General features: G+C 42.0%; 20 protein-coding genes and 1 other annotated feature. All 20 genes read right to left on the reverse strand.

What is annotated here, in order from left to right; all coding sequences use genetic code 11:
• Positions 1–5: 5 nt before the first annotated feature.
• Entirely contained in the window at positions 6–632 is a 627-nt protein-coding gene (gene rplC / locus ABID56_RS10630) for a 50S ribosomal protein L3 (protein WP_354220999.1), read from the reverse strand.
• 21 nt (positions 633–653) lie between these two features.
• Positions 654–962, reverse strand: coding sequence for a 30S ribosomal protein S10 (rpsJ, locus tag ABID56_RS10635; protein WP_354221001.1), 309 nt, complete (start codon positions 960–962; stop codon positions 654–656).
• 419 nt (positions 963–1,381) lie between these two features.
• Positions 1,382–2,572, reverse strand: coding sequence for an elongation factor Tu (tuf, locus tag ABID56_RS10640; protein WP_354221003.1), 1,191 nt, complete (start codon positions 2,570–2,572; stop codon positions 1,382–1,384).
• A 123-nt stretch (positions 2,573–2,695) separates the two neighbouring features.
• On the reverse strand, positions 2,696–4,774 hold the full coding sequence (fusA, locus tag ABID56_RS10645) for an elongation factor G (RefSeq protein WP_354221005.1): 2,079 nt from the start codon (positions 4,772–4,774) through the stop codon (positions 2,696–2,698).
• 41 nt (positions 4,775–4,815) lie between these two features.
• Positions 4,816–5,286, reverse strand: a complete 471-nt coding sequence (rpsG, locus tag ABID56_RS10650; RefSeq protein WP_354221007.1) for a 30S ribosomal protein S7 — start codon at positions 5,284–5,286, stop codon at positions 4,816–4,818.
• Between the two features lie 35 nt (positions 5,287–5,321).
• Positions 5,322–5,741 carry a 30S ribosomal protein S12 gene (rpsL, locus tag ABID56_RS10655; RefSeq protein WP_354221009.1) on the reverse strand — a complete coding sequence of 140 codons (420 nt, stop codon included), beginning with the start codon at positions 5,739–5,741 and terminating at the stop codon, positions 5,322–5,324.
• Positions 5,742–5,834: 93 nt separating this feature from the next.
• A complete protein-coding gene (locus ABID56_RS10660) occupies positions 5,835–6,086 on the reverse strand; it encodes a ribosomal L7Ae/L30e/S12e/Gadd45 family protein (RefSeq protein ID WP_354221011.1) in 252 nt (83 codons plus the stop codon).
• A 195-nt stretch (positions 6,087–6,281) separates the two neighbouring features.
• Positions 6,282–9,908, reverse strand: coding sequence for a DNA-directed RNA polymerase subunit beta' (rpoC, locus tag ABID56_RS10665; protein WP_354221013.1), 3,627 nt, complete (start codon positions 9,906–9,908; stop codon positions 6,282–6,284).
• 46 nt (positions 9,909–9,954) lie between these two features.
• The gene (gene rpoB / locus ABID56_RS10670) at positions 9,955–13,503 is read right to left on the reverse strand and encodes a DNA-directed RNA polymerase subunit beta (RefSeq protein WP_354221015.1); all 3,549 of its coding nucleotides are present in this window, start codon (positions 13,501–13,503) and stop codon (positions 9,955–9,957) included.
• A gap of 363 nt (positions 13,504–13,866) precedes the next feature.
• Complete coding sequence (locus tag ABID56_RS10675; RefSeq protein WP_354221017.1) at positions 13,867–14,472, reverse strand: class I SAM-dependent methyltransferase; 606 nt, start codon at positions 14,470–14,472, stop codon at positions 13,867–13,869.
• Positions 14,473–14,657: 185 nt separating this feature from the next.
• A complete protein-coding gene (gene rplL / locus ABID56_RS10680; protein ID WP_354221019.1) occupies positions 14,658–15,026 on the reverse strand; it encodes a 50S ribosomal protein L7/L12 in 369 nt (122 codons plus the stop codon).
• 50 nt (positions 15,027–15,076) lie between these two features.
• Positions 15,077–15,586 carry a 50S ribosomal protein L10 gene (rplJ, locus tag ABID56_RS10685; RefSeq protein ID WP_354221021.1) on the reverse strand — a complete coding sequence of 170 codons (510 nt, stop codon included), beginning with the start codon at positions 15,584–15,586 and terminating at the stop codon, positions 15,077–15,079.
• Positions 15,587–15,629: 43 nt separating this feature from the next.
• Positions 15,630–15,783: a sequence feature (ribosomal protein L10 leader region), on the reverse strand.
• 44 nt (positions 15,784–15,827) lie between these two features.
• On the reverse strand, positions 15,828–16,526 hold the full coding sequence (gene rplA / locus ABID56_RS10690) for a 50S ribosomal protein L1 (protein WP_354221023.1): 699 nt from the start codon (positions 16,524–16,526) through the stop codon (positions 15,828–15,830).
• 189 nt (positions 16,527–16,715) lie between these two features.
• The gene (rplK, locus tag ABID56_RS10695; RefSeq protein WP_354221025.1) at positions 16,716–17,141 is read right to left on the reverse strand and encodes a 50S ribosomal protein L11; all 426 of its coding nucleotides are present in this window, start codon (positions 17,139–17,141) and stop codon (positions 16,716–16,718) included.
• A gap of 136 nt (positions 17,142–17,277) precedes the next feature.
• A complete protein-coding gene (nusG, locus tag ABID56_RS10700) occupies positions 17,278–17,811 on the reverse strand; it encodes a transcription termination/antitermination protein NusG (protein WP_354221027.1) in 534 nt (177 codons plus the stop codon).
• A 122-nt stretch (positions 17,812–17,933) separates the two neighbouring features.
• Positions 17,934–18,104 (reverse strand): preprotein translocase subunit SecE, encoded by a 171-nt coding sequence (gene secE, locus ABID56_RS10705; protein ID WP_354221029.1) that lies wholly within the window; start codon positions 18,102–18,104, stop codon positions 17,934–17,936.
• Positions 18,105–18,132: 28 nt separating this feature from the next.
• Positions 18,133–18,279: a 50S ribosomal protein L33 gene (gene rpmG / locus ABID56_RS10710; RefSeq protein WP_354221031.1), complete on the reverse strand. Its 147-nt coding sequence runs from the start codon at positions 18,277–18,279 to the stop codon at positions 18,133–18,135.
• A gap of 81 nt (positions 18,280–18,360) precedes the next feature.
• Positions 18,361–19,014: an RNA polymerase sporulation sigma factor SigH gene (gene sigH / locus ABID56_RS10715; protein WP_354221033.1), complete on the reverse strand. Its 654-nt coding sequence runs from the start codon at positions 19,012–19,014 to the stop codon at positions 18,361–18,363.
• Between the two features lie 115 nt (positions 19,015–19,129).
• Complete coding sequence (locus ABID56_RS10720) at positions 19,130–19,639, reverse strand: NYN domain-containing protein (protein ID WP_354221035.1); 510 nt, start codon at positions 19,637–19,639, stop codon at positions 19,130–19,132.
• A gap of 3 nt (positions 19,640–19,642) precedes the next feature.
• Complete coding sequence (gene rlmB, locus ABID56_RS10725; RefSeq protein WP_354221037.1) at positions 19,643–20,383, reverse strand: 23S rRNA (guanosine(2251)-2'-O)-methyltransferase RlmB; 741 nt, start codon at positions 20,381–20,383, stop codon at positions 19,643–19,645.
• Between the last annotated feature and the right edge of the window lies 1 nt (position 20,384).

The raw sequence follows: 20,384 nt of genomic DNA on the forward strand, positions 1-20,384 counted from the left end.
TATTGTTACGCCTTAACCGCACTTGAAATTTTTACGTAAGACTTTTTCGCGCCTGGGACGTTACCTTTAATGAGGATTAAGTTGTTTTCAGCGTCAACCTTAACCACTTCTAGGTTTTGGATTGTGACTGTGTCGCCACCCATTTGTCCAGGGCCTTTCATTCCTTTGAATACACGTCCTGTATCCATTACACCAATTGAACCTGGTGAACGGTGGAAATGAGAACCGTGTGTTTCTGGTCCACGACCTTGATTATGGCGCTTGATTGCACCTTGGAAACCTTTACCTTTTGAAGTACCTGTGACATCAACCATTTGTCCAGCTTCAAACATGTTAACGTTTAATACTTGACCAACTTCATAATCGTCAAGATTAACGTCACGGATTTCACTAACGAAGCGCTTAGGTTCAGCTTCTGCTTTCTCAGCATGACCTTTTTCCGCTTTGTTCACACGATTAGGTTTTTCATTAGCGAAACCAACTTGAATCGCTTCATAACCATCGTTTTCAACGGTTTTCTTCTGAAGAACCGTGTTACCTTCAGCTTGAACGACTGTTACCGGTAGCTGTTCACCGTTTTCAGAGAAAACTTGCGTCATACCGATCTTACGTCCTAAGATTCCTTGCGTCATCCGTTACACCTCCTAGAAAATTTATAGTTTAATTTCAATATCTACGCCAGATGGTAAATCTAAACGCATTAATGAATCCACTGTTTGTGGTGTTGGGCTCAGAATATCAATCAAACGTTTGTGTGTACGCATTTCGAATTGCTCACGAGCGTCTTTATACTTATGTGTACCACGTAAGATTGTGTAAACAGAGCGTTCTGTCGGCAATGGGATCGGACCGGAAACCTCTGCTCCAGCACGCTTTGCCGTGTCTACGATTTTCTCAGCTGACTGATCTAAAATCTTGTGATCATACGCTTTTAATCTGATACGAATCTTTTCGTTTGCCATTACTTTCCCTCCTTTGTCGCCTATCTTTTCAACAGACATTCTCCGTGGAAATTCTCCCCACACCTTGCCATGGCAAAGGGGCCGGGTGTGTCGGCAACCTTCCACTTCATCGCCTTGTTTGACTGCAACATTATTAATTATAGTAAAATCTCTTTACTATTTCAAGGATTTATATAACTTTTTTCACGTCACAGCCACTCAAATCATTATACAAAGCACAGCAGGTGATTTCAAGGTATAGAGTAATATTCAGAATAATTGCATTGCAGCGTTATCTTGTTGATCATTAAATGATTGACTTAAAGATCATTAACCTCACCCTAAATTGTATCTCTACCCTAACAATTATTGTAGAGCCCATTAAAAAACTACCGGGCGCACCCGGTAGTTTTCATTAATATATAATCGTTACGCTGTTATTACTTAACGATAGTAGAAACAACGCCCGCACCTACTGTACGGCCACCTTCACGGATTGAGAATTTAGTACCTTCTTCAATCGCGATTGGTGAAATAAGTTCAACGTCCATTTCAACGTTGTCGCCAGGCATAACCATTTCTACGCCTTCTGGTAGTTGGATAACGCCAGTTACGTCCGTTGTACGGAAGTAGAACTGTGGGCGGTAGTTAGAGAAGAATGGTGTGTGACGACCACCTTCGTCTTTTGATAGTACGTAAACTTCTGCTTTGAAGTTAGTGTGTGGTGTGATTGAACCAGGCTTAGCTAGTACTTGGCCACGGCTGATATCTTCACGGCTAACACCACGTAGTAGTGCACCAATGTTGTCACCAGCTTCAGCGTAGTCTAGAAGCTTACGGAACATTTCAACACCAGTTACTGTTGTCTTGCGAGATTCTTCTGCCATACCGATGATCTCAACATCGTCACCAACAGATACTTGACCACGCTCAACACGACCTGTTGCAACTGTACCACGGCCAGTGATTGAGAATACGTCCTCAACTGGCATCATGAATGGCTTGTCAGTGTCACGGTCTGGGTCTGGAATGTAGCTGTCTACAGCTTCCATTAGTTCGATGATAGCATTTTCGTACTGCTCTTCACCTTCGATTGCCATTAGTGCTGAACCTTTGATTACTGGAATGTCATCACCAGGGAAGTCATATTCGCCTAGTAGGTCACGTACTTCCATTTCAACTAGTTCTAGTAGTTCTTCGTCGTCTACCATGTCGCACTTGTTAAGGAATACAACAATTGCTGGTACACCAACCTGACGAGAAAGTAGGATGTGCTCACGAGTTTGTGGCATTGGGCCGTCAGCTGCAGATACAACTAGGATCGCACCGTCCATTTGTGCTGCACCTGTGATCATGTTTTTAACATAGTCAGCGTGACCTGGGCAGTCAACGTGTGCATAGTGACGGTTTGCAGTTTCGTACTCAACGTGAGCTGTTGAAATTGTAATTCCACGCTCTTGCTCTTCAGGAGCACCGTCGATTTGGTCATAAGCCATAACGTCACCTGAACCAGATTGTTTGTTAAGTACTGTCGTGATTGCTGCTGTTAAAGTAGTTTTACCATGGTCAACGTGTCCAATTGTCCCAATATTCACGTGGGATTTGGAGCGGTCAAATTTTTCTTTTGCCATTATATATTTCCTCCTTAAAATAATTAATTATTAATTTATATTGTGTGGTTATCTTCCGAGAGTGTCTCTCGAAAGATAACAACCTACAATACCTTTTATAAGAGATTTTTAAATAAAAATCAATTATTGTCCACCATTTTTCTTAATAATTTCCTCAGAAATTGATTTTGGTACTTCTTCATAGTGGCTGAAGTGCATTGTGTACGTTCCACGACCTTGCGTGTTTGAACGTAGTGACGTTGCATAACCGAACATCTCTGAAAGTGGAACGAATGCATCAACTACAGATGCCGGTCCACGTGTACCCATGCCTTCGACACGGCCACGACGAGATGTCACATCACCCATAATATCGCCCATGTATTCTTCAGGAACAACGATTTCTACTTTCATCATTGGTTCAAGAAGAACAGGCTGACATTGTTTTTTAGCTTCTTTAAGAGCCATTGATGCTGCAACTTTGAACGCTGTTTCGTTCGAGTCAACATCGTGGTAAGAACCATCGAATAGTGTTGCTTTTACATCAATTAATGGATAACCAGCTAAAACACCGTTTTCCATTGTTTCTTGAATTCCTTGATCAACTGATGGAATGTATTCCTTAGGAACAACACCACCAACGATTTTATCGTGGAATTCATAACCGCCACCTTCTTCATTTGGTTCGAACTTAACCCAAACGTGACCATATTGTCCACGACCACCAGACTGACGTACGAACTTACCTTCAACTTCTGCAGAAGCACGGAATGTTTCACGGTAAGCAACTTGTGGCGAACCGATATTTGCTTCTACTTTGAATTCAAGTTTTAAGCGGTCAACGATAACGTCTAGGTGAAGTTCACCCATACCGTGGATGATCGTTTGACCTGTCTCTTCGTTCGTTTCTGTTTGGAATGTTGGATCTTCTTCTGCTAGTTTAGCTAAAGCAACACCCATTTTGTCTTGGTCAGCTTTTGATTTCGGTTCGATTGCTACAGCAATTACTGGATCAGGGAATTCCATTGATTCAAGGATAACTAAGTTTTTCTCGTCACTTAGTGTATCCCCTGTCGCTGTATCTTTCAAACCGACACCGCCTGCGATATCACCAGCGTATACTTCTGGTACCTCTTCACGGTGGTTCGCGTGCATTTGTAGAATACGACCTACACGCTCACGTTTGTCTTTCGTAGCGTTCTTAACGTAAGAACCACTCTTAAGTGTTCCTGAATAAACACGGAAGAACGTCAACTTACCAACGTAAGGGTCTGTCATAACCTTGAATGCTAGTGCAGAGAATGGCTCGTTGTCATCAGACTTACGAACAACTTCTTCTTCAGTATCTGGTTTGAAACCTTCAATTGCTGGTACGTCTAGTGGTGAAGGTAGATAATCAATAACAGCGTCTAGTAGTAGTTGAACACCTTTGTTCTTGAAGGCTGAACCTACAAGTACTGGGTAGAATTCAACATCACAAGTCCCCTGACGGATAGCGCTTTTTAGCTCTTCCGTTGTGAAATCTTCACCTTCTAGATATTTCATCATTAGATCTTCATCTAATTCAGCAACGGCTTCAACTAATGAAGCGCGATACTCATCTGCTTGATCTTTATACTCATCTGGAATATCTGTCGCATAAGCGCGTGTTCCTAAGTCATCTTCATAGAAATACGCTTGCATTGTGACTAGGTCGATAATTCCTTCGAAGTTATCTTCAGCACCGATTGGTAGCTGGATAGGGTGTGCGTTTGCACCTAAACGTTCTTTAAGCGTACCTACAGAGTATAAGTAGTCCGCACCTACTTTGTCCATTTTGTTGATGAATACAACACGTGGAACTCCGTAAGTAGTCGCTTGTCGCCAAACAGTCTCCGTTTGTGGTTCAACACCAGACTGAGCGTCTAGTAAAGCGACTGAACCGTCAAGAACACGTAATGAACGTTCAACTTCTACTGTGAAGTCCACGTGTCCTGGAGTGTCGATAATATTAATACGATGGTCATTCCATTGGGCTGTTGTTGCCGCAGACGTAATCGTGATACCACGATCTTGTTCCTGGGTCATCCAGTCCATTTGAGAAGCACCTTCGTGAGTCTCTCCCAGCTTATGAATACGTCCTGTGTAATACAAGATACGTTCAGTAGCTGTTGTTTTACCAGCATCGATGTGTGCCATAATTCCAATGTTACGATACTTGTCTAAGGAGAACTCTCTTGGCATAATAATGTCTCCTTCCTGTAATTGGATTTAAGTTAGATTGATTACCAACGATAGTGAGCGAATGCTTTGTTCGCTTCTGCCATCTTGTGCATTTCTTCACGGCGTCTAACCGAAGCACCAGTATTGTTTGATGCGTCTAGGATTTCATTCGCAAGACGTTCTTCCATCGTTTTTTCACCGCGTAGGCGTGCATAGTTAACGATGAAACGAAGGCCTAGCGCTTGACGACGTTCAGCACGTACTTCGACAGGTACTTGATAGTTGGAACCACCAACGCGTCGAGCGCGCACCTCTAGTACCGGCATAACGTTTTTCATTGCCTCTTCGAATACATCCATTGGTTTTTGACCACTACGTTCTTCTACTAAATCGAACGCAGCATATAAAATCTTTTGAGCTGTACCTTTTTTACCATCAACCATGATTTGATTGATTAAACGAGTCACTAACTTAGAGTCGTGAATCGGATCTGGGATTACATCTCTTTTTGCTACTGCACCTTTACGTGACATAAGTTATCCTCCCTTCTTTTCATTGGTTATACGTTTTATTTTTTAGCTTTAGGGCGCTTAGTACCATACTTAGAACGACCTTGTTTACGGCCTTCAACACCTGCAGTGTCTAATGCACCACGAACGATGTGATAACGTACACCTGGTAAGTCCTTAACACGTCCACCACGGATAAGAACAACGCTGTGCTCTTGTAGGTTGTGGCCGATACCAGGAATATAAGCAGTTACCTCAATTTGGTTAGATAAACGAACACGTGCATATTTACGAAGTGATGAGTTTGGTTTCTTTGGTGTCATCGTCGCAACACGTGTACAAACACCACGTTTTTGAGGTGCAGGGTTATGAGTTTGACGGTTCTTTTGAGAGTCAAAACCTTTGTTTAACGCTGGCGCGTCAGAACCTGCTCGTTTTGTCTTACGTCCTTTACGTACTAATTGGTTAATAGTAGGCATTTTGTTTCCTCCCTTCGATCTCTTTGTAATTCCACACATCCAGGTGGTTCATAAAAAGGCAAAAAAGAAACTTACATGCATCAGCATATAAAGTTACTCAATAATTGCCACAGTTGCTGCACTTACATCAATACCGCTTGCTTGACCTAATTCTTTCATCGAATCAACTTCAAGTACGGGAATTTGATAGTCATTTGCAACATTCACAATTTTATCAGTTACGTGTCGATCTGCATCAGATGCAATCACGACCTCTAGTGCTTCACCATGTTTAATGGCTTTTTGCACTTGTTTTGCTCCAATTTTTAAACGTTTTTGTGCCTTGGCTACTTTTTCATAAGACAACTTTTCATCCTCCAAAGTAACAAGGTTAAATGAAGCACCTTTGATATATTATCACTGCATGAGTAATGTGTCAACGAAAAATGTAGAAAAAACATTGTGATGTTGAGATCAAGATGCTTTCAACCTGTTAATTGTCAATATGGATAATTTGAGCACCGCCCCAAATGGCGACGATGCTCAAAATCCTTTAAATTCTTAAGATTCTGTTGTGATTTCTTCTGCTTGAATTTCTTCGACTTCTTCTACATTAGCTTCTGGGTCATTGTTAACGTGTTTAAGGTTGCGATAACGGTCTAGACCAGTACCAGCTGGCACAAGTTTACCGATAATGACGTTTTCTTTGAGACCCATTAGCTCGTCGTACTTACCTTTGATCGCTGCATCAGTTAGGACACGAGTTGTCTCCTGGAATGATGCTGCTGATAAGAACGATTCTGTTTCAAGTGACGCTTTCGTAATACCTAAGATGATTGGTCGAGCAACAGCCGGTTGACCACCTTTTACGAGGACGTCGTGGTTCGCTTCTTTGAACTGTTGGAATTCCATTAATGAACCTGGTAGCAAGTCAGTGTCGCCACCTTCAATAATGCGAACTTTACGTAACATTTGACGAACCATTACCTCGACGTGTTTGTCACTGATTTCAACACCTTGCATACGGTATACTTTTTGTACTTCTTTAAGTAAGTACTCTTGAACACCTTGCAAGCCTTGAACTTCAATTAGTTCTTTCGGGTCGATTGAACCTTCAACGAGCGGTTGACCTGGTTCAACTGTGTCGCCTTCTTCAACTTTCATACGCGCATTGTACATGGCTTTATACGTACGCTGTTCAATCTGGCCTTGAACGACGACTTCTTTCTTATCTTTAAATTCATTGATTTCTTTAACTGTTCCGTGGATCTCACTAATAGCCGCTTGACCTTTAGGATTACGCGCTTCGAATACTTCTTGGATACGCGGTAAACCTTGTGTGATGTCATCACCTGCAACACCACCTGTGTGGAAGGTACGCATTGTTAACTGTGTACCAGGTTCACCGATAGATTGCGCTGCAACGATTCCGACTGCTTCACCGACATCCACTTGTTCACCTGTTGCCATGTTACGTCCATAACACTTCTTACAAGCGCCGTGTGGTGTGTTACATGTGAAGACAGAGCGAATCACGACTTCTTCCACGCCAGCCTCAATGATTTCTTTAGCGATATCTTCTGTGATGAGTCCATTGCGATTAACTAGCAATTCATCTGTTTCAGGGTGTTTAACCGATCGGAATGCTGTACGTCCGACTAAGCGGTCATACAACGGTACAATCGTTTCGTTACCTTCGCTTAATGTGCTAACTGTCATACCTCGGTCTGTACCACAATCGTCTTCACGGATGATAACGTCTTGAGCAACGTCAACGAGACGACGAGTGAGGTAACCTGAGTCCGCTGTCTTAAGTGCGGTATCGGCTAGACCTTTACGAGCACCGTGAGTTGAAATGAAGTACTCTAATACCGTTAAACCTTCACGGAAGCTTGATTTGATCGGTAGTTCAATAATCTTACCAGATGGGTTAGCCATCAGACCACGCATACCAGCTAACTGTGTGAAGTTTGACGCGTTACCACGTGCACCTGAATCACTCATCATAAAGATTGGGTTCAAGCTACCAAGCGCGCCCATAAGGCGGTTTTGGATATCGTCTTTTGCTTCCGTCCAAACCGATACGACACGGTCATAACGTTCGTTTTCTGTAATCAGACCACGACGGAATTGTTTTGATACTTTATCAACCTTCGATTGAGCATCATCAATAATTTCAGGTTTTTCATCTAATACAACAATGTCAGATACACCAATTGTAATACCTGCTTTCGTTGAATACTCAAAACCTAAGTCTTTCATACGGTCAAGCATTTTCGATGTTTCCGAAAGCTTGTAGTACTTAAAGACTTCAGCGATGATGTCACCTAAAATACCTTTCTTGAACGGCTCAACGAGATCACGTGATTCAAACACTTCTGCCACATTTTCAGTTGCGTCAACAAAGTATTTATCAGGTGTTTCAACCTCTAAGTTCGATGCAGTCGGCTCATTCATATATGGGAATGAATCCGGTAAAATCTCATTAAAGATCAACTTACCAACTGTCGTAAGTAAGATTTTTCGGTTTTGTTCTTCGCTAAATTGCGGTTTGTTCAATGAACTTGCTTGAATGCCAATACGGCTGTGCAAGTGAACATAACCGTTATCGTAAGCTGATAATGCTTCAGCTGGTGTTGAGAATACTTTACCTTCATTTAAGGCGCCTTCACGCTCTAATGTGAGGTAATAGTTTCCTAAAACCATGTCCTGTGATGGCGTAACAACTGGCTTACCATCTTTCGGGTTAAGGATGTTTTGTGCAGCGAGCATTAATACGCGTGCTTCAGCCTGCGCTTCTTGCGATAACGGAACGTGAACCGCCATTTGGTCACCGTCGAAGTCAGCGTTATATGCTGTACATGCAAGCGGGTGCAAGCGAATCGCACGACCTTCAACTAGTACCGGCTCGAACGACTGGATACCTAAACGGTGTAACGTCGGTGCACGGTTTAACATAACAGGGTGTTCTTTAATAACGTCTTCTAGTACATCCCAGATTTCTGGGCGGAGACGTTCAATATTACGTTTAGCTGATTTAATGTTATGAGCTAAGCCACGATCAACTAATTCACGCATAACAAACGGCTTAAACAATTCGATCGCCATTTCTTTTGGTAGACCACACTGATACATTTTCAAGCTTGGTCCAACAACGATAACGGAACGACCTGAATAGTCAACACGTTTACCGAGTAAGTTTTGACGGAAACGACCTTGCTTACCTTTCAGCATGTGTGAAAGTGATTTAAGTGGACGATTTCCTGGTCCAGTAACTGGACGGCCACGACGACCATTATCGATTAACGCGTCAACGGATTCTTGAAGCATACGCTTTTCGTTTTGCACGATAATCGTTGGTGCACCTAAGTCTAATAAACGCTTAAGTCGATTGTTACGGTTAATGACACGACGGTATAAGTCGTTTAAGTCAGATGTCGCAAAACGACCACCATCTAATTGCACCATAGGACGTAGCTCAGGTGGAATGATCGGAAGTACGTCTAAAACCATCCACGCTGGATCATTACCAGAGTTACGGAATGATTCAAGGACTTCTAATCGTTTAATCGCACGTGTACGACGTTGACCTTGAGCTGTTTTTAACTCTTCTTTTAGCTCTTCTACTTCAGATTCTAAATCAACAGAATGAAGTAATTTACGGATAGCTTCTGCACCCATATGTGCTTGGAAAGACTTACCGTACTTATCGTAATAAGCGCGGTATTCCTTTTCAGAGAGTAACTGTTTCTTTTCAAGCGGAGTATCGCCTGGTTCAGTCACAATGTACGAAGCGAAATAAATCACTTCTTCTAATGCGCGTGGAGATAAGTCGAGAACTAATCCCATACGACTTGGAATACCTTTGAAATACCAAATGTGAGAGACAGGGGCAGCTAGTTCAAGGTGCCCCATGCGCTCACGGCGTACAGTTGCTTTCGTTACTTCAACACCGCAACGATCACAAACAATACCTTTGTAACGCACACGTTTATATTTACCGCAGTGACATTCCCAATCTTTAGTTGGTCCGAAAATACGCTCACAGAATAGACCGTCTTTTTCCGGTTTTAGTGTACGGTAGTTAATCGTTTCTGGCTTTTTCACTTCACCGTAAGACCATGCACGAATCTTTTCCGATGCCGCTAAACCAATTTTCATATACTCAAATTTATTTACATCGATCAAGGAGACTACCTCCCTCTATTTTTCGAACAATTAATTATGATACTTATTATTCAACCGGCTCATCTGGTTCATGACGTTCGATATTAACGTTAAGCTGATCTGGGTCATCGTCTTCTAAATCACGCATATCGATTTCCGTTTCATCATCGGTCAACATCTTAACGTCCATACCAAGACTTTGTAATTCTTTGATGAGTACGCGGAACGATTCAGGAACACCTGGCTCTGGCAAGTTTTCACCTTTAACAATCGCTTCGTACGTTTTCACACGTCCAACAACGTCGTCTGACTTGACGGTTAGTAGCTCTTGTAAGGTGTAGGCTGCACCGTAGGCTTCAAGTGCCCAAACCTCCATCTCACCAAAACGCTGACCACCGAATTGTGCTTTACCACCAAGCGGTTGTTGTGTCACGAGTGAGTAAGGTCCTGTTGAACGAGCGTGTAACTTATCATCAACCATGTGCTCTAGTTTGATCATATACATGACACCAACAGATACACGGTTATCAAATGCGTCACCTGTACGACCGTCATATAGAATCGTCTTACCATCACGAGCGAGACCAGCTTCTTCAACTGTTTCCCAAACATCTTCTTCATTCGCGCCGTCAAAGACTGGTGATGCGACGTTAATGTTTAACTCGCGAGCAGCCATGCCGAGGTGTAATTCTAACACCTGTCCAATGTTCATACGTGACGGAACACCGAGTGGGTTAAGCATGACATCAACTGGCGTACCATCAGGTAAGAAAGGCATATCTTCTTCCGGTAAAATACGGGAAATAACACCTTTGTTACCGTGACGTCCGGCCATCTTGTCACCTTCAGAAATTCGACGCTTCTGAACGATATAAACGCGGACGAGTTTATTGACACCAGGTGACAGTTCATCGCCATCGACACGATTAAATACTTTCACATCGTGTACAATACCGCCACCACCATGTGGGACGCGTAATGACGTGTCACGAACTTCACGTGCTTTTTCACCGAAAATCGCGTGTAGTAAGCGCTCTTCAGAGGATAGCTCAGTCATACCTTTTGGTGTGACTTTACCAACTAAAATATCGCCATCAGTCACTTCTGCACCGACGCGGATAATGCCGCTTTCGTCTAAATCCTTCAACGCGTCTTCACCGACGTTCGGAATATCACGTGTGATTTCTTCAGGACCTAGTTTCGTATCACGCGCTTCAGATTCGAACTCTTCAATATGAATCGATGTGAACACATCATCTTTTACGAGACGATCACTCATGATAACAGCGTCCTCGTAGTTATAACCGTCCCATGTCATGAAGGCTACTAGTGCGTTACGTCCAAGTGCTAGCTCACCGCGATCCATTGATGGACCGTCTGCGATGATTTCACCTTTTTGTAAGTGATCGCCTTTTGAAACAATCGGACGTTGGTTATAGCAAGACCCTTGGTTAGAACGGATGTATTTTTGGAAGCGATAGCGATCAAGGTCGCCTTTCACTTGTTTACCATCAACCGTTTCAACACGACGGACGTGAACTTCTTTCGCCTCGACCTTTTCAACAATACCTTCGTGTTGGCAAACAATCGCTGCACCAGAGTCTTTACCAGATACGTATTCCATACCTGTACCGACTGTTGGCGATTCTGGTTCAATCAAAGGTACTGCCTGACGCTGCATGTTCGCACCCATCAAGGCACGGTTGGAGTCGTCGTTTTCTAAGAATGGGATACATGCTGTCGCAGCTGATACAACCTGCTTCGGTGATACGTCCATGTAGTCAATTTGTTCACGTTTAACGACGATGTTTTCACCACGGAAACGTGCGATAACTTCTTCGTCAGCAAACGTTCCATCTTCATTAAGGCTTGCGTTCGCCTGAGCCACGATGTAGTTGTCTTCTTCATCTGCAGTCAGGTAGTCTGTAAACTCTGTTACTTTACCTGTCTTAGGGTCAACACGACGGTATGGTGTTTCGATAAAACCAAATGGATTCACTTTCGCATAAGATGAAAGTGAGTTAATTAAACCGATGTTCGGTCCTTCTGGCGTTTCAATCGGACACATACGACCGTAGTGCGAATAGTGTACGTCACGAACTTCCATACCAGCACGTTCACGTGTTAAACCGCCTGGCCCTAATGCTGATAAACGACGCTTGTGTGTTAATTCAGCTAATGGGTTCGTTTGATACATAAACTGTGATAACTGCGAACTACCAAAGAATTCTTTAATAGAAGCAATGACTGGTCGAATATTAATTAATTGTTGTGGCGTGATCGATTCAGTATCTTGAATAGACATACGCTCACGAATGACACGTTCCATACGAGATAAACCAATACGGAATTGGTTTTGTAACAATTCACCTACAGAACGTAGACGACGGTTACCTAGGTGGTCAATGTCGTCCGTTTTACCGACATTGTGTAGTAGGTTGAAGAAATAACTGATAGACGCAATAATATCGGCATATGTGATGTGTTTTAATTCTTCATCAACATTACCGTTACTAATAACGTTTAACGTTTTCTCACCATCTGGGTCTGTCGGGTCAACAATTTTAACAGATTGGATTTTAACAGGATCTTCTAAAACACCATCTTGTGGTTCTAGAATTTGCTCGCCAACTGCGTCCTCTTCTTTCTCAAGATATGGAATGAGTTGGTCAAGAAGGCGACGGTTTAATTTGTCCCCTTTACGAGCAATGACTTCACCTGTTTCTTCATCTGCAATTGTTTCAGCTAACGTTTGATTGAATAAACGATCTTTGATGTGTAGCTTTTTATTCATTTTGTAACGACCGACGCGGGCTGAATCATAACGTTTCGGGTCGAAAAAGCGGGAATAAAGCAAGCTTTTCGCGTTTTCTGCTGTTGGTGGCTCACCTGGGCGCAACCGTTCATAAATCTCAATTAACGCTTTTTCACTATCTTCAGTATTATCTTTTTCTAACGTATTACGAACGAATTCATTATCACCTAATAAATTAATAATTTCTTCATCAGAACTAAATCCTAACGCACGCAATAATACGGTGATCGGTAGCTTACGAGTACGGTCAATGCGGACATGCACGACGTCTTTTGCATCGGTTTCATACTCTAACCATGCACCACGGCTCGGGATCACTGTTGAGGTATATCCTTTTTTACCGTTTTTGTCGACCTTATCACTGAAATAAACCCCTGGTGAACGAACAAGTTGTGAGACAATAACACGTTCAGCACCATTAATAATGAACGTACCTGTGTCTGTCATTAATGGGAAATCACCCATGAAGACTTCTTGCTCTTTCACTTCGCCTGTCTCTTTGTTAAGTAAGCGAACTTTCACTCGTAGCGGAGCATTGTGTGTGACGTCACGTTCCTTAGCGTCATTGACGGAATACTTCGGCTCACCTAATGAGTAATCCACAAACTCTAGTGAGAGGTTACCAGTAAAATCTTCTACTGGTGAAATGTCAGCGAACATTTCTTTTAACCCTTCATCTAAAAACCATTGATACGAAGCGGTTTGAATCTCGATTAAGTTCGGTAATTCTTGCACTTCGCTAATTCGCGCGTAGCTTCTACGCTGGCGGTGTCGACCATATTGAACTAGTTGACCTGTCAACTGCTTCACCCCTCAAACAACCAAATATTTAAAACAAAAAACAATCCGACATTAAGGCATGCCGAACTTGCTTGATCCACATTGTTTCACAAGCATATATAACAACATTTGCGACTTAGGCAAATGCGATATCAAACTTTTATACAAAGGATATACAAGTTCATCAAAACATGATAAACTATATATCTATAAGCAAGTATTAAACCATTATCGGCTTAATTCAAGCGTTTTATACGTCTAAAATAGAACGCAATTTCAGCCTATATCATTTAACTTCATCATCATTATTGTTAAATTTTTAAAAATAACTTGACAAAGAAACGTATTTAGTGGCATTTTCTAATGTTATCATATCGGTTACCGCTAGTCAATTTTAATTGATTTCAAAACGTAATAACCTTTATCCCGTTTCACAACCTCTACATGACGGAACACTTCTTCCATTTTCGTTTTCAACGATGGCGCCCCTTGTTTCTTTTGGACAACTAACCATAACTCACCTTGTCGCTTCAAACATTTATAACTATTTTCTATAATAGATAGTACTACCGATTTCCCTGCTCGAAACGGCGGGTTCGTTATGACTGCCGCGTAATGATTGTTAGAGAGATTATCCAACCGATCATTAACGAAAACATCCGTTTGACTCACTTGATTCTCGCTTGCATTATGCTTCGCTAACTGAACAGCACGCTCATTCACATCGACCATATCAATATGGTGTTCTGGAAATTGTTTAGCAACTGCAATGCCAATCGGCCCATAACCACACCCGACATCCAATACATCACCACTTACGCTAGGCATAACAAACTGCCCCAACAACACACGCGTCCCATAATCAATTTGTTTCTTTGAAAAAACACCATCATCTGTATGGAACGTTAAGTCTACTTGATTAATTGTCGTTTGAAAATGAAAAGGGCGGCTTTGACTTTGGGGGCTGTTCGAAAAGTAATGTTCACTCACATTGTCACCTTCTTAGTCACCATTCGTTGCTACTGCAGGTAGTTAGTTTTATTTTTATCAATTAGAAAAACATAGCTTTCGCCATCATTACATAGCGAAAGCTGTTGTTTTAACTCGATGCCATAATTTAAATAAACATAAGCTCGCTGATAATTGGTCAGCGAGCTTATTTAACTTAATGACTATTATTTTAATTCGATTGTTGCGCCAGTTTCTTCGATCTGTTCTTTCATTTGCTCTGCGTCTTCTTTCGCAACGCCTTCTTTGATTGTGCCAGGTGCATTGTCAACTAGCTCTTTAGCTTCTTTAAGACCTAAGCCAGTGATTTCGCGAACTGCTTTAACAACTTTGATCTTAGAGTCGCCAGCGTCTGCAAGAACAACTTCGAACTCAGTTTGCTCTTCAGCTTCTTCAGCGCCACCTGCTGCCGCGCCTGCTGCTGCAACTGGTGCTGCTGCTGATACACCAAACTCCTCTTCAATTGCTTTAACTAATTCGTTAAGATCTAACACTGACATTTCTTTAATCGCTTCTACGATTTGCTCTTTAGTCATAATAAGTTCCTCCTTGTGATTTGTGGTTTTATCCGTTTTAGGCGACTGGATTAAGCGCCTTCTTCTTCATTCTTCTGATCTGCAACTTGTTGTGTTGCATAAGCGAAGTTACGCATTGGTGCTTGTAGCACGCTAAGAAGCATAGAAACAAGTCCGTCGTGAGATGGTAGTTCAGCAAGTTCTTGTAGTTGTTCTACACTTGCCACTTGTCCTTCGATGACGCCACCTTTAATTTCTAGTTCTTTGTGATCTTTAGCGAACTGGCCGATAACTTTTGCTGGTGCCACAGCATCTTCTTCACAGAAAGCGATTGCTGTTGGTCCAACTAGTACATCATTCAATTCTTCATAACCAACTTGCTCAACTGCACGGCGTGTCATTGTGTTTTTGTAAACACGGAAATCAACACCTGCATCGCGAAGTTGTTGACGAAGCTCACTTACTTCATCTACGTTTAGGCCACGATAGTCAACAAGAACAGATGTCTTACTGTTTTGGAAACCTTCAGCGATCATCTCAACCTGTTGCTTTTTGTGCTCAAGTACTTGACCTTTGCTCATCGTTCCACCCCCTAGTCAGTTTATCATCATACCGTGTGGTGTTCGTTACATTTAAAAATGCCCCCATGTAGACATGGAGGCATGAAAGAATGTCGTTGTACAATAAAATACTGCACACTATATCTCATCACACACCTCGGCAGGACTATTAAGCGACGCATCGCCCCTGCTGTCTACGGTATAACTATCATTTAATTTTACAACGGGTTATATTATAAAACAAAATGCAATCTAAAGTCAATTATTTTTTAGCGTAGCTTGAAATATCAACGCGGATGCCAGGACCCATTGTTGATGAAACAGAAGCATTACGCATATAAGTTCCTTTAGAAGTTTGCGGTTTTGCTTTCACTAACGTTTCCGTGATTGCTTCAAAGTTGTCGATTAGCTTTTGCTCATCGAATGAAACTTTACCAATTGGTACATGAACGTTACCTGCTTTATCAACGCGGTATTCAACTTTACCAGCTTTGATTTCTTGAACAGCTTTTTCGATTTCAAACGTTACTGTACCTGTTTTAGGGTTTGGCATTAAGCCTTTAGGTCCTAATACACGGCCTAGCTTACCAACTTCAGCCATCATGTCAGGTGTTGCAACAACTACGTCGAATTCGAACCAACCGTTATTGATTTGATCAATATACTCTTGGTCGCCGACATAGTCAGCACCTGCTGCTTCAGCTTCTTTCGCTTTGTCACCTTTTGCGATAACTAGGACACGCTGTGTTTTACCAGTACCGTGTGGTAAAACCATCGCACCGCGAATTTGTTGGTCAGCTTTTTTAGGATCTACCCCTAAACGGAAAGCTGCTTCAACGGTTTCATCGAAATTAGCAATTGACGTCTTTTTCACAAGATCCATTGCTTCGTTAACGCCATAAGCTTTAGTACGGTCAACAAGCTTTAACGCTTCTTGGAACTTCTTACCTCTTTTAGCCATTTTAACTTCCTCCTCAATGTGGTTTTAACGGTTGTACCTCCCACTAAAGTCAACTCGCTTAACGCGAGCCTTTAGGCGAAAACAGTGTTATGTGCATTGGCTTGTACACATCACTGTTCCTTAATCAAACGCCGTAATAAAGGTTGCGAAACAAATTCGCAACCTTACAAACGTTATCGTTTCGAAGCATTAACCTTCGATTGTGATACCCATGCTGCGTGCAGTACCTTCTACCATGCGTACTGCCGCATCTACGTCAGCAGCATTTAAGTCAGGCATTTTCGTTTCAGCAATTTCGCGTACTTGATCGCTTGTTACTGAAGCGACTTTGTTACGGTTTGGCTCACCAGAACCTGACTCGATACCAGCTGCTTTCTTAAGAAGCACCGCAGCAGGTGGCGTTTTGGTTACAAATGTAAATGAACGGTCTTCATAAACCGAGATTTCAACCGGAATAATCATACCAGCTTGATCTTCTGTTTGCGCGTTGAATTCCTTACAGAACCCCATAATATTGATACCAGCTTGACCTAATGCAGGACCTACTGGCGGCGCTGGGTTTGCTTTACCTGCAGGAATTTGCAATTTCACAACGTCTACTACTTTTTTAGCCACGAGACACACCTCCTTAAAGTCCGTGATGTGGTTGCGGGAATCGATGTCCCTCCCACTCATTTTTTACGACGACTTTTTCAAGCCGTACGAAACATAAAAATTCTAGCATCTTTCCACGAAAAATGCAACCATTTGATTATAATTTTTCTATTTGCGTAAAGTCTAGTTCAACTGGCGTTTCACGACCAAACATATTGACGTGAACTTTTACCTTCTGTTTGTCCATATCAATATTTTCAATCGTTCCTTCGAAGTTTGCGAACGGACCATCCATGACGCGGACCGTTTCTTTCAATTCAAAGTCTATTTCTTGTTGAGCATCTTGGACACCCATCCGTTTCAAGATACGCTCAGCTTCTTCCGGCAACACTGGCGTTGGCTTTTGTCCAGCTCCTGAAGAACCGACAAATCCAGTCACACCAGGCGTGTTACGTACAACAAACCATGAATCATCTGTCATAATCATTTCTGTTAATACATACCCCGGGAATACTTTTTTCATCGCTGTTTTCTTTTTACCGTTTTTCACTTCTGTCTCTTCTTCTTCAGGCACAATGACGCGAAAAATTTTATCTTCCATGCCCATTGATTCGATACGTTTTTCAAGGTTTAAACGTACTTTATTTTCATAACCTGAATACGTGTGGACAACATACCAATTCTTTTCCATATATCTGGCTTACGCCTTCCCTCCTCTTCATTGTCCGATTTTTCGACAATATAAAAAACCCGACCGAGCGGGTTTTCATTTGATAACATTATATCACATTTTAAGTCGTTTCAATCATTAAACTATTGAATTAGCTCTAAAACTTGTGTAATACCAAGGTCTACTACCGTAAAATAAACGGCCGCAAATATGACGGTCACAAGCACAATAACTGTATATCGCGTTAGTTCATTTCCTGTCGGCCAACTCACTTTACGCATCTCACGGCTGACATCTTTCAAAAAGCTAATCACGTTTTCCCCTCCTAACACCATTACCAACTTACTTCGTTTCACGATGAAGTGTATGTTGTTCGCAACGTTTACAGTATTTCTTTATCTCTATTCGTTCAGAGGCTTGTTGCTTTTTCTCTGTTGTATAATTTCGACTATGACAATGTGTACAAGCTAATGCGACTTTTTTGCGCATAACCTTACCTCTTTTAATCGCGTATTTTATCACTTTCACTAATCTACCACGCTCTTATACCATTGTCAAATGAAGGTCAGATTATGAAAACGTGAACTCTTGGATCGACAGATGACGTTCAAGCTTCCGTTTAATTCGTTGCAAAGCGTTATCTATCGATTTAACATGTCGGCCGAGTTGATCCGATATTTCTTGATACGTTCGCCCGTCTAAGTAAAGTTCTAGTACATCTTGTTCGAATTCACTTAACAAGTCTTGCATTTTACCTTCCATATCAGCGAACTTTTCGCGGTTAATTAACAGTCGCTCTGGATCTGATTGTTCGTCTTCAGCGATCATATCGATGAGCGTACGGTCAGAATCCTCCTCATAAACTGGCTTGTCCAAAGACACATAAGAGTTGAGCGGGACATGCTTTTGACGTGTTGCTGTTTTAATCGCTGTAATAATTTGTCTTGTCACACATAATTCAGCAAACATTTTAAAAGATGATTGTTTATTATCTTGGAAATCACGGATTGCTTTGTACAACCCAATCATTCCTTCCTGAACGATGTCTTCGCGATCAGCACCAATTAAAAAATACGTCCTTGCTTTCGCGCGAACAAAACTGCGATACTTCCGGATCAAATATTCTAACGCTTGAACCTCACCTTGTTGAACATAATTTAACACATCTTCGTCATTTAGCTGTTCGTATGTCAGGTGGTTCTTTGTCTCTTGTTTGCTAGTCACTTAGATTCCTCCCGTATCGAACCAGACCTTTGCGGACGACTGTCAATCGATTGCTCACTTTGTAAATATACGGTTATTATACAGGAGTTGTGAATTTTCAGTCAACTAAATCTTGTTATTTTTTCCCTCTTCGCCATTTTTCGAAGAGATTCAACACATCATCACTTAACGGAATTTTGGCTTTAGGTTTGACGTCTGCTTGTTGCGCCATGTCTTTTTTAATATCTCGATCGATGGCGTTAATTTCAATCTCAAGTTCTCGTGCTGATTTGCGTAACGCTCCTCTTGAAAAAATGGTCCATTGCTCGGCATAATCTGATGTTGCCACGTACACTTTCGTTTTGACATTAATTAAATCTTTGACGAGCTTTTCAATTTTATCGTCGGCTGTTTCTTTTTCGCGCGTGAAAATGATCTCGACTTGGCGTGATGTATAATGTCGTTCAATTCCACGTACGGAATAAGCATCAAACACGACAATCACGCGGTGACCTGTATACGCTTGGTAATCAGCAAGTAGTTCAATTAAACGTGTGCGCGAAGCTTCAAAATCATGCTCACTTAATTGCTTGAGCTCTTTCCAATCACCAATGATATTATAGCCGTCTACTACTAATACAATCATGGGTTAATCCCCTACCTGTTCACGCTTACGCAAAACCTCATACATTAAAATACTCGCAGACACAGAGGCATTAAGTGATGTGACATGCCCTTTCATCGGCAATTTCACGAACCAATCGCAATTTTTTGCAACGAGTCGGCTCATCCCTTGTCCTTCACTGCCGACGACTAATGCAATTGGCATATCGTATGATGATTGCCGGTAGTCTTCTGTCGCGCTCGCATCTGTTCCAACAACCCATACTTGGCGATCTTTTAACTCCTCGATTGCTTGGTTCATATTGGTCACACGCGCAACGGGTATGTGCTCGATTGCACCAGTAGATGACTTAGCTACTGTTTGAGTCAGTTGTACAGATCGTCTTTTAGGAATGACGATACCATGAGCGCCGACTGCATCAGCCGTTCGCATAATCGACCCTAAATTATGCGGATCTTCTAATTGATCTAATAAAATAAAGAACGGCGCTTCTTGTCTTGATTCAGCTACAGCAAATAAATCGTCCAAACTCGCATAATCATAGGCAGCGACTGATGCTGCGACACCTTGATGGTGATCACCAATCGCATCTAATTTTTGTTTCGGGACTTTTTGCACGTTCACTTGTTGTTGCTTTGCTGCTTGAATAATTTGTTGTTGAACTTGTTGTTTCATTGATTCTAGCACGAGCACCTTATTGACTGACCGCCCGGATTTCAATGTTTCAAGCACCGGGTTTTTCCCCGTAATCCATTCCTCACTCATC

Origin of the sequence: Alkalibacillus flavidus, from assembly GCF_040545925.1 — a bacterium.
Lineage (GTDB): Bacteria > Bacillota > Bacilli > Bacillales > Alkalibacillaceae > Alkalibacillus > Alkalibacillus flavidus.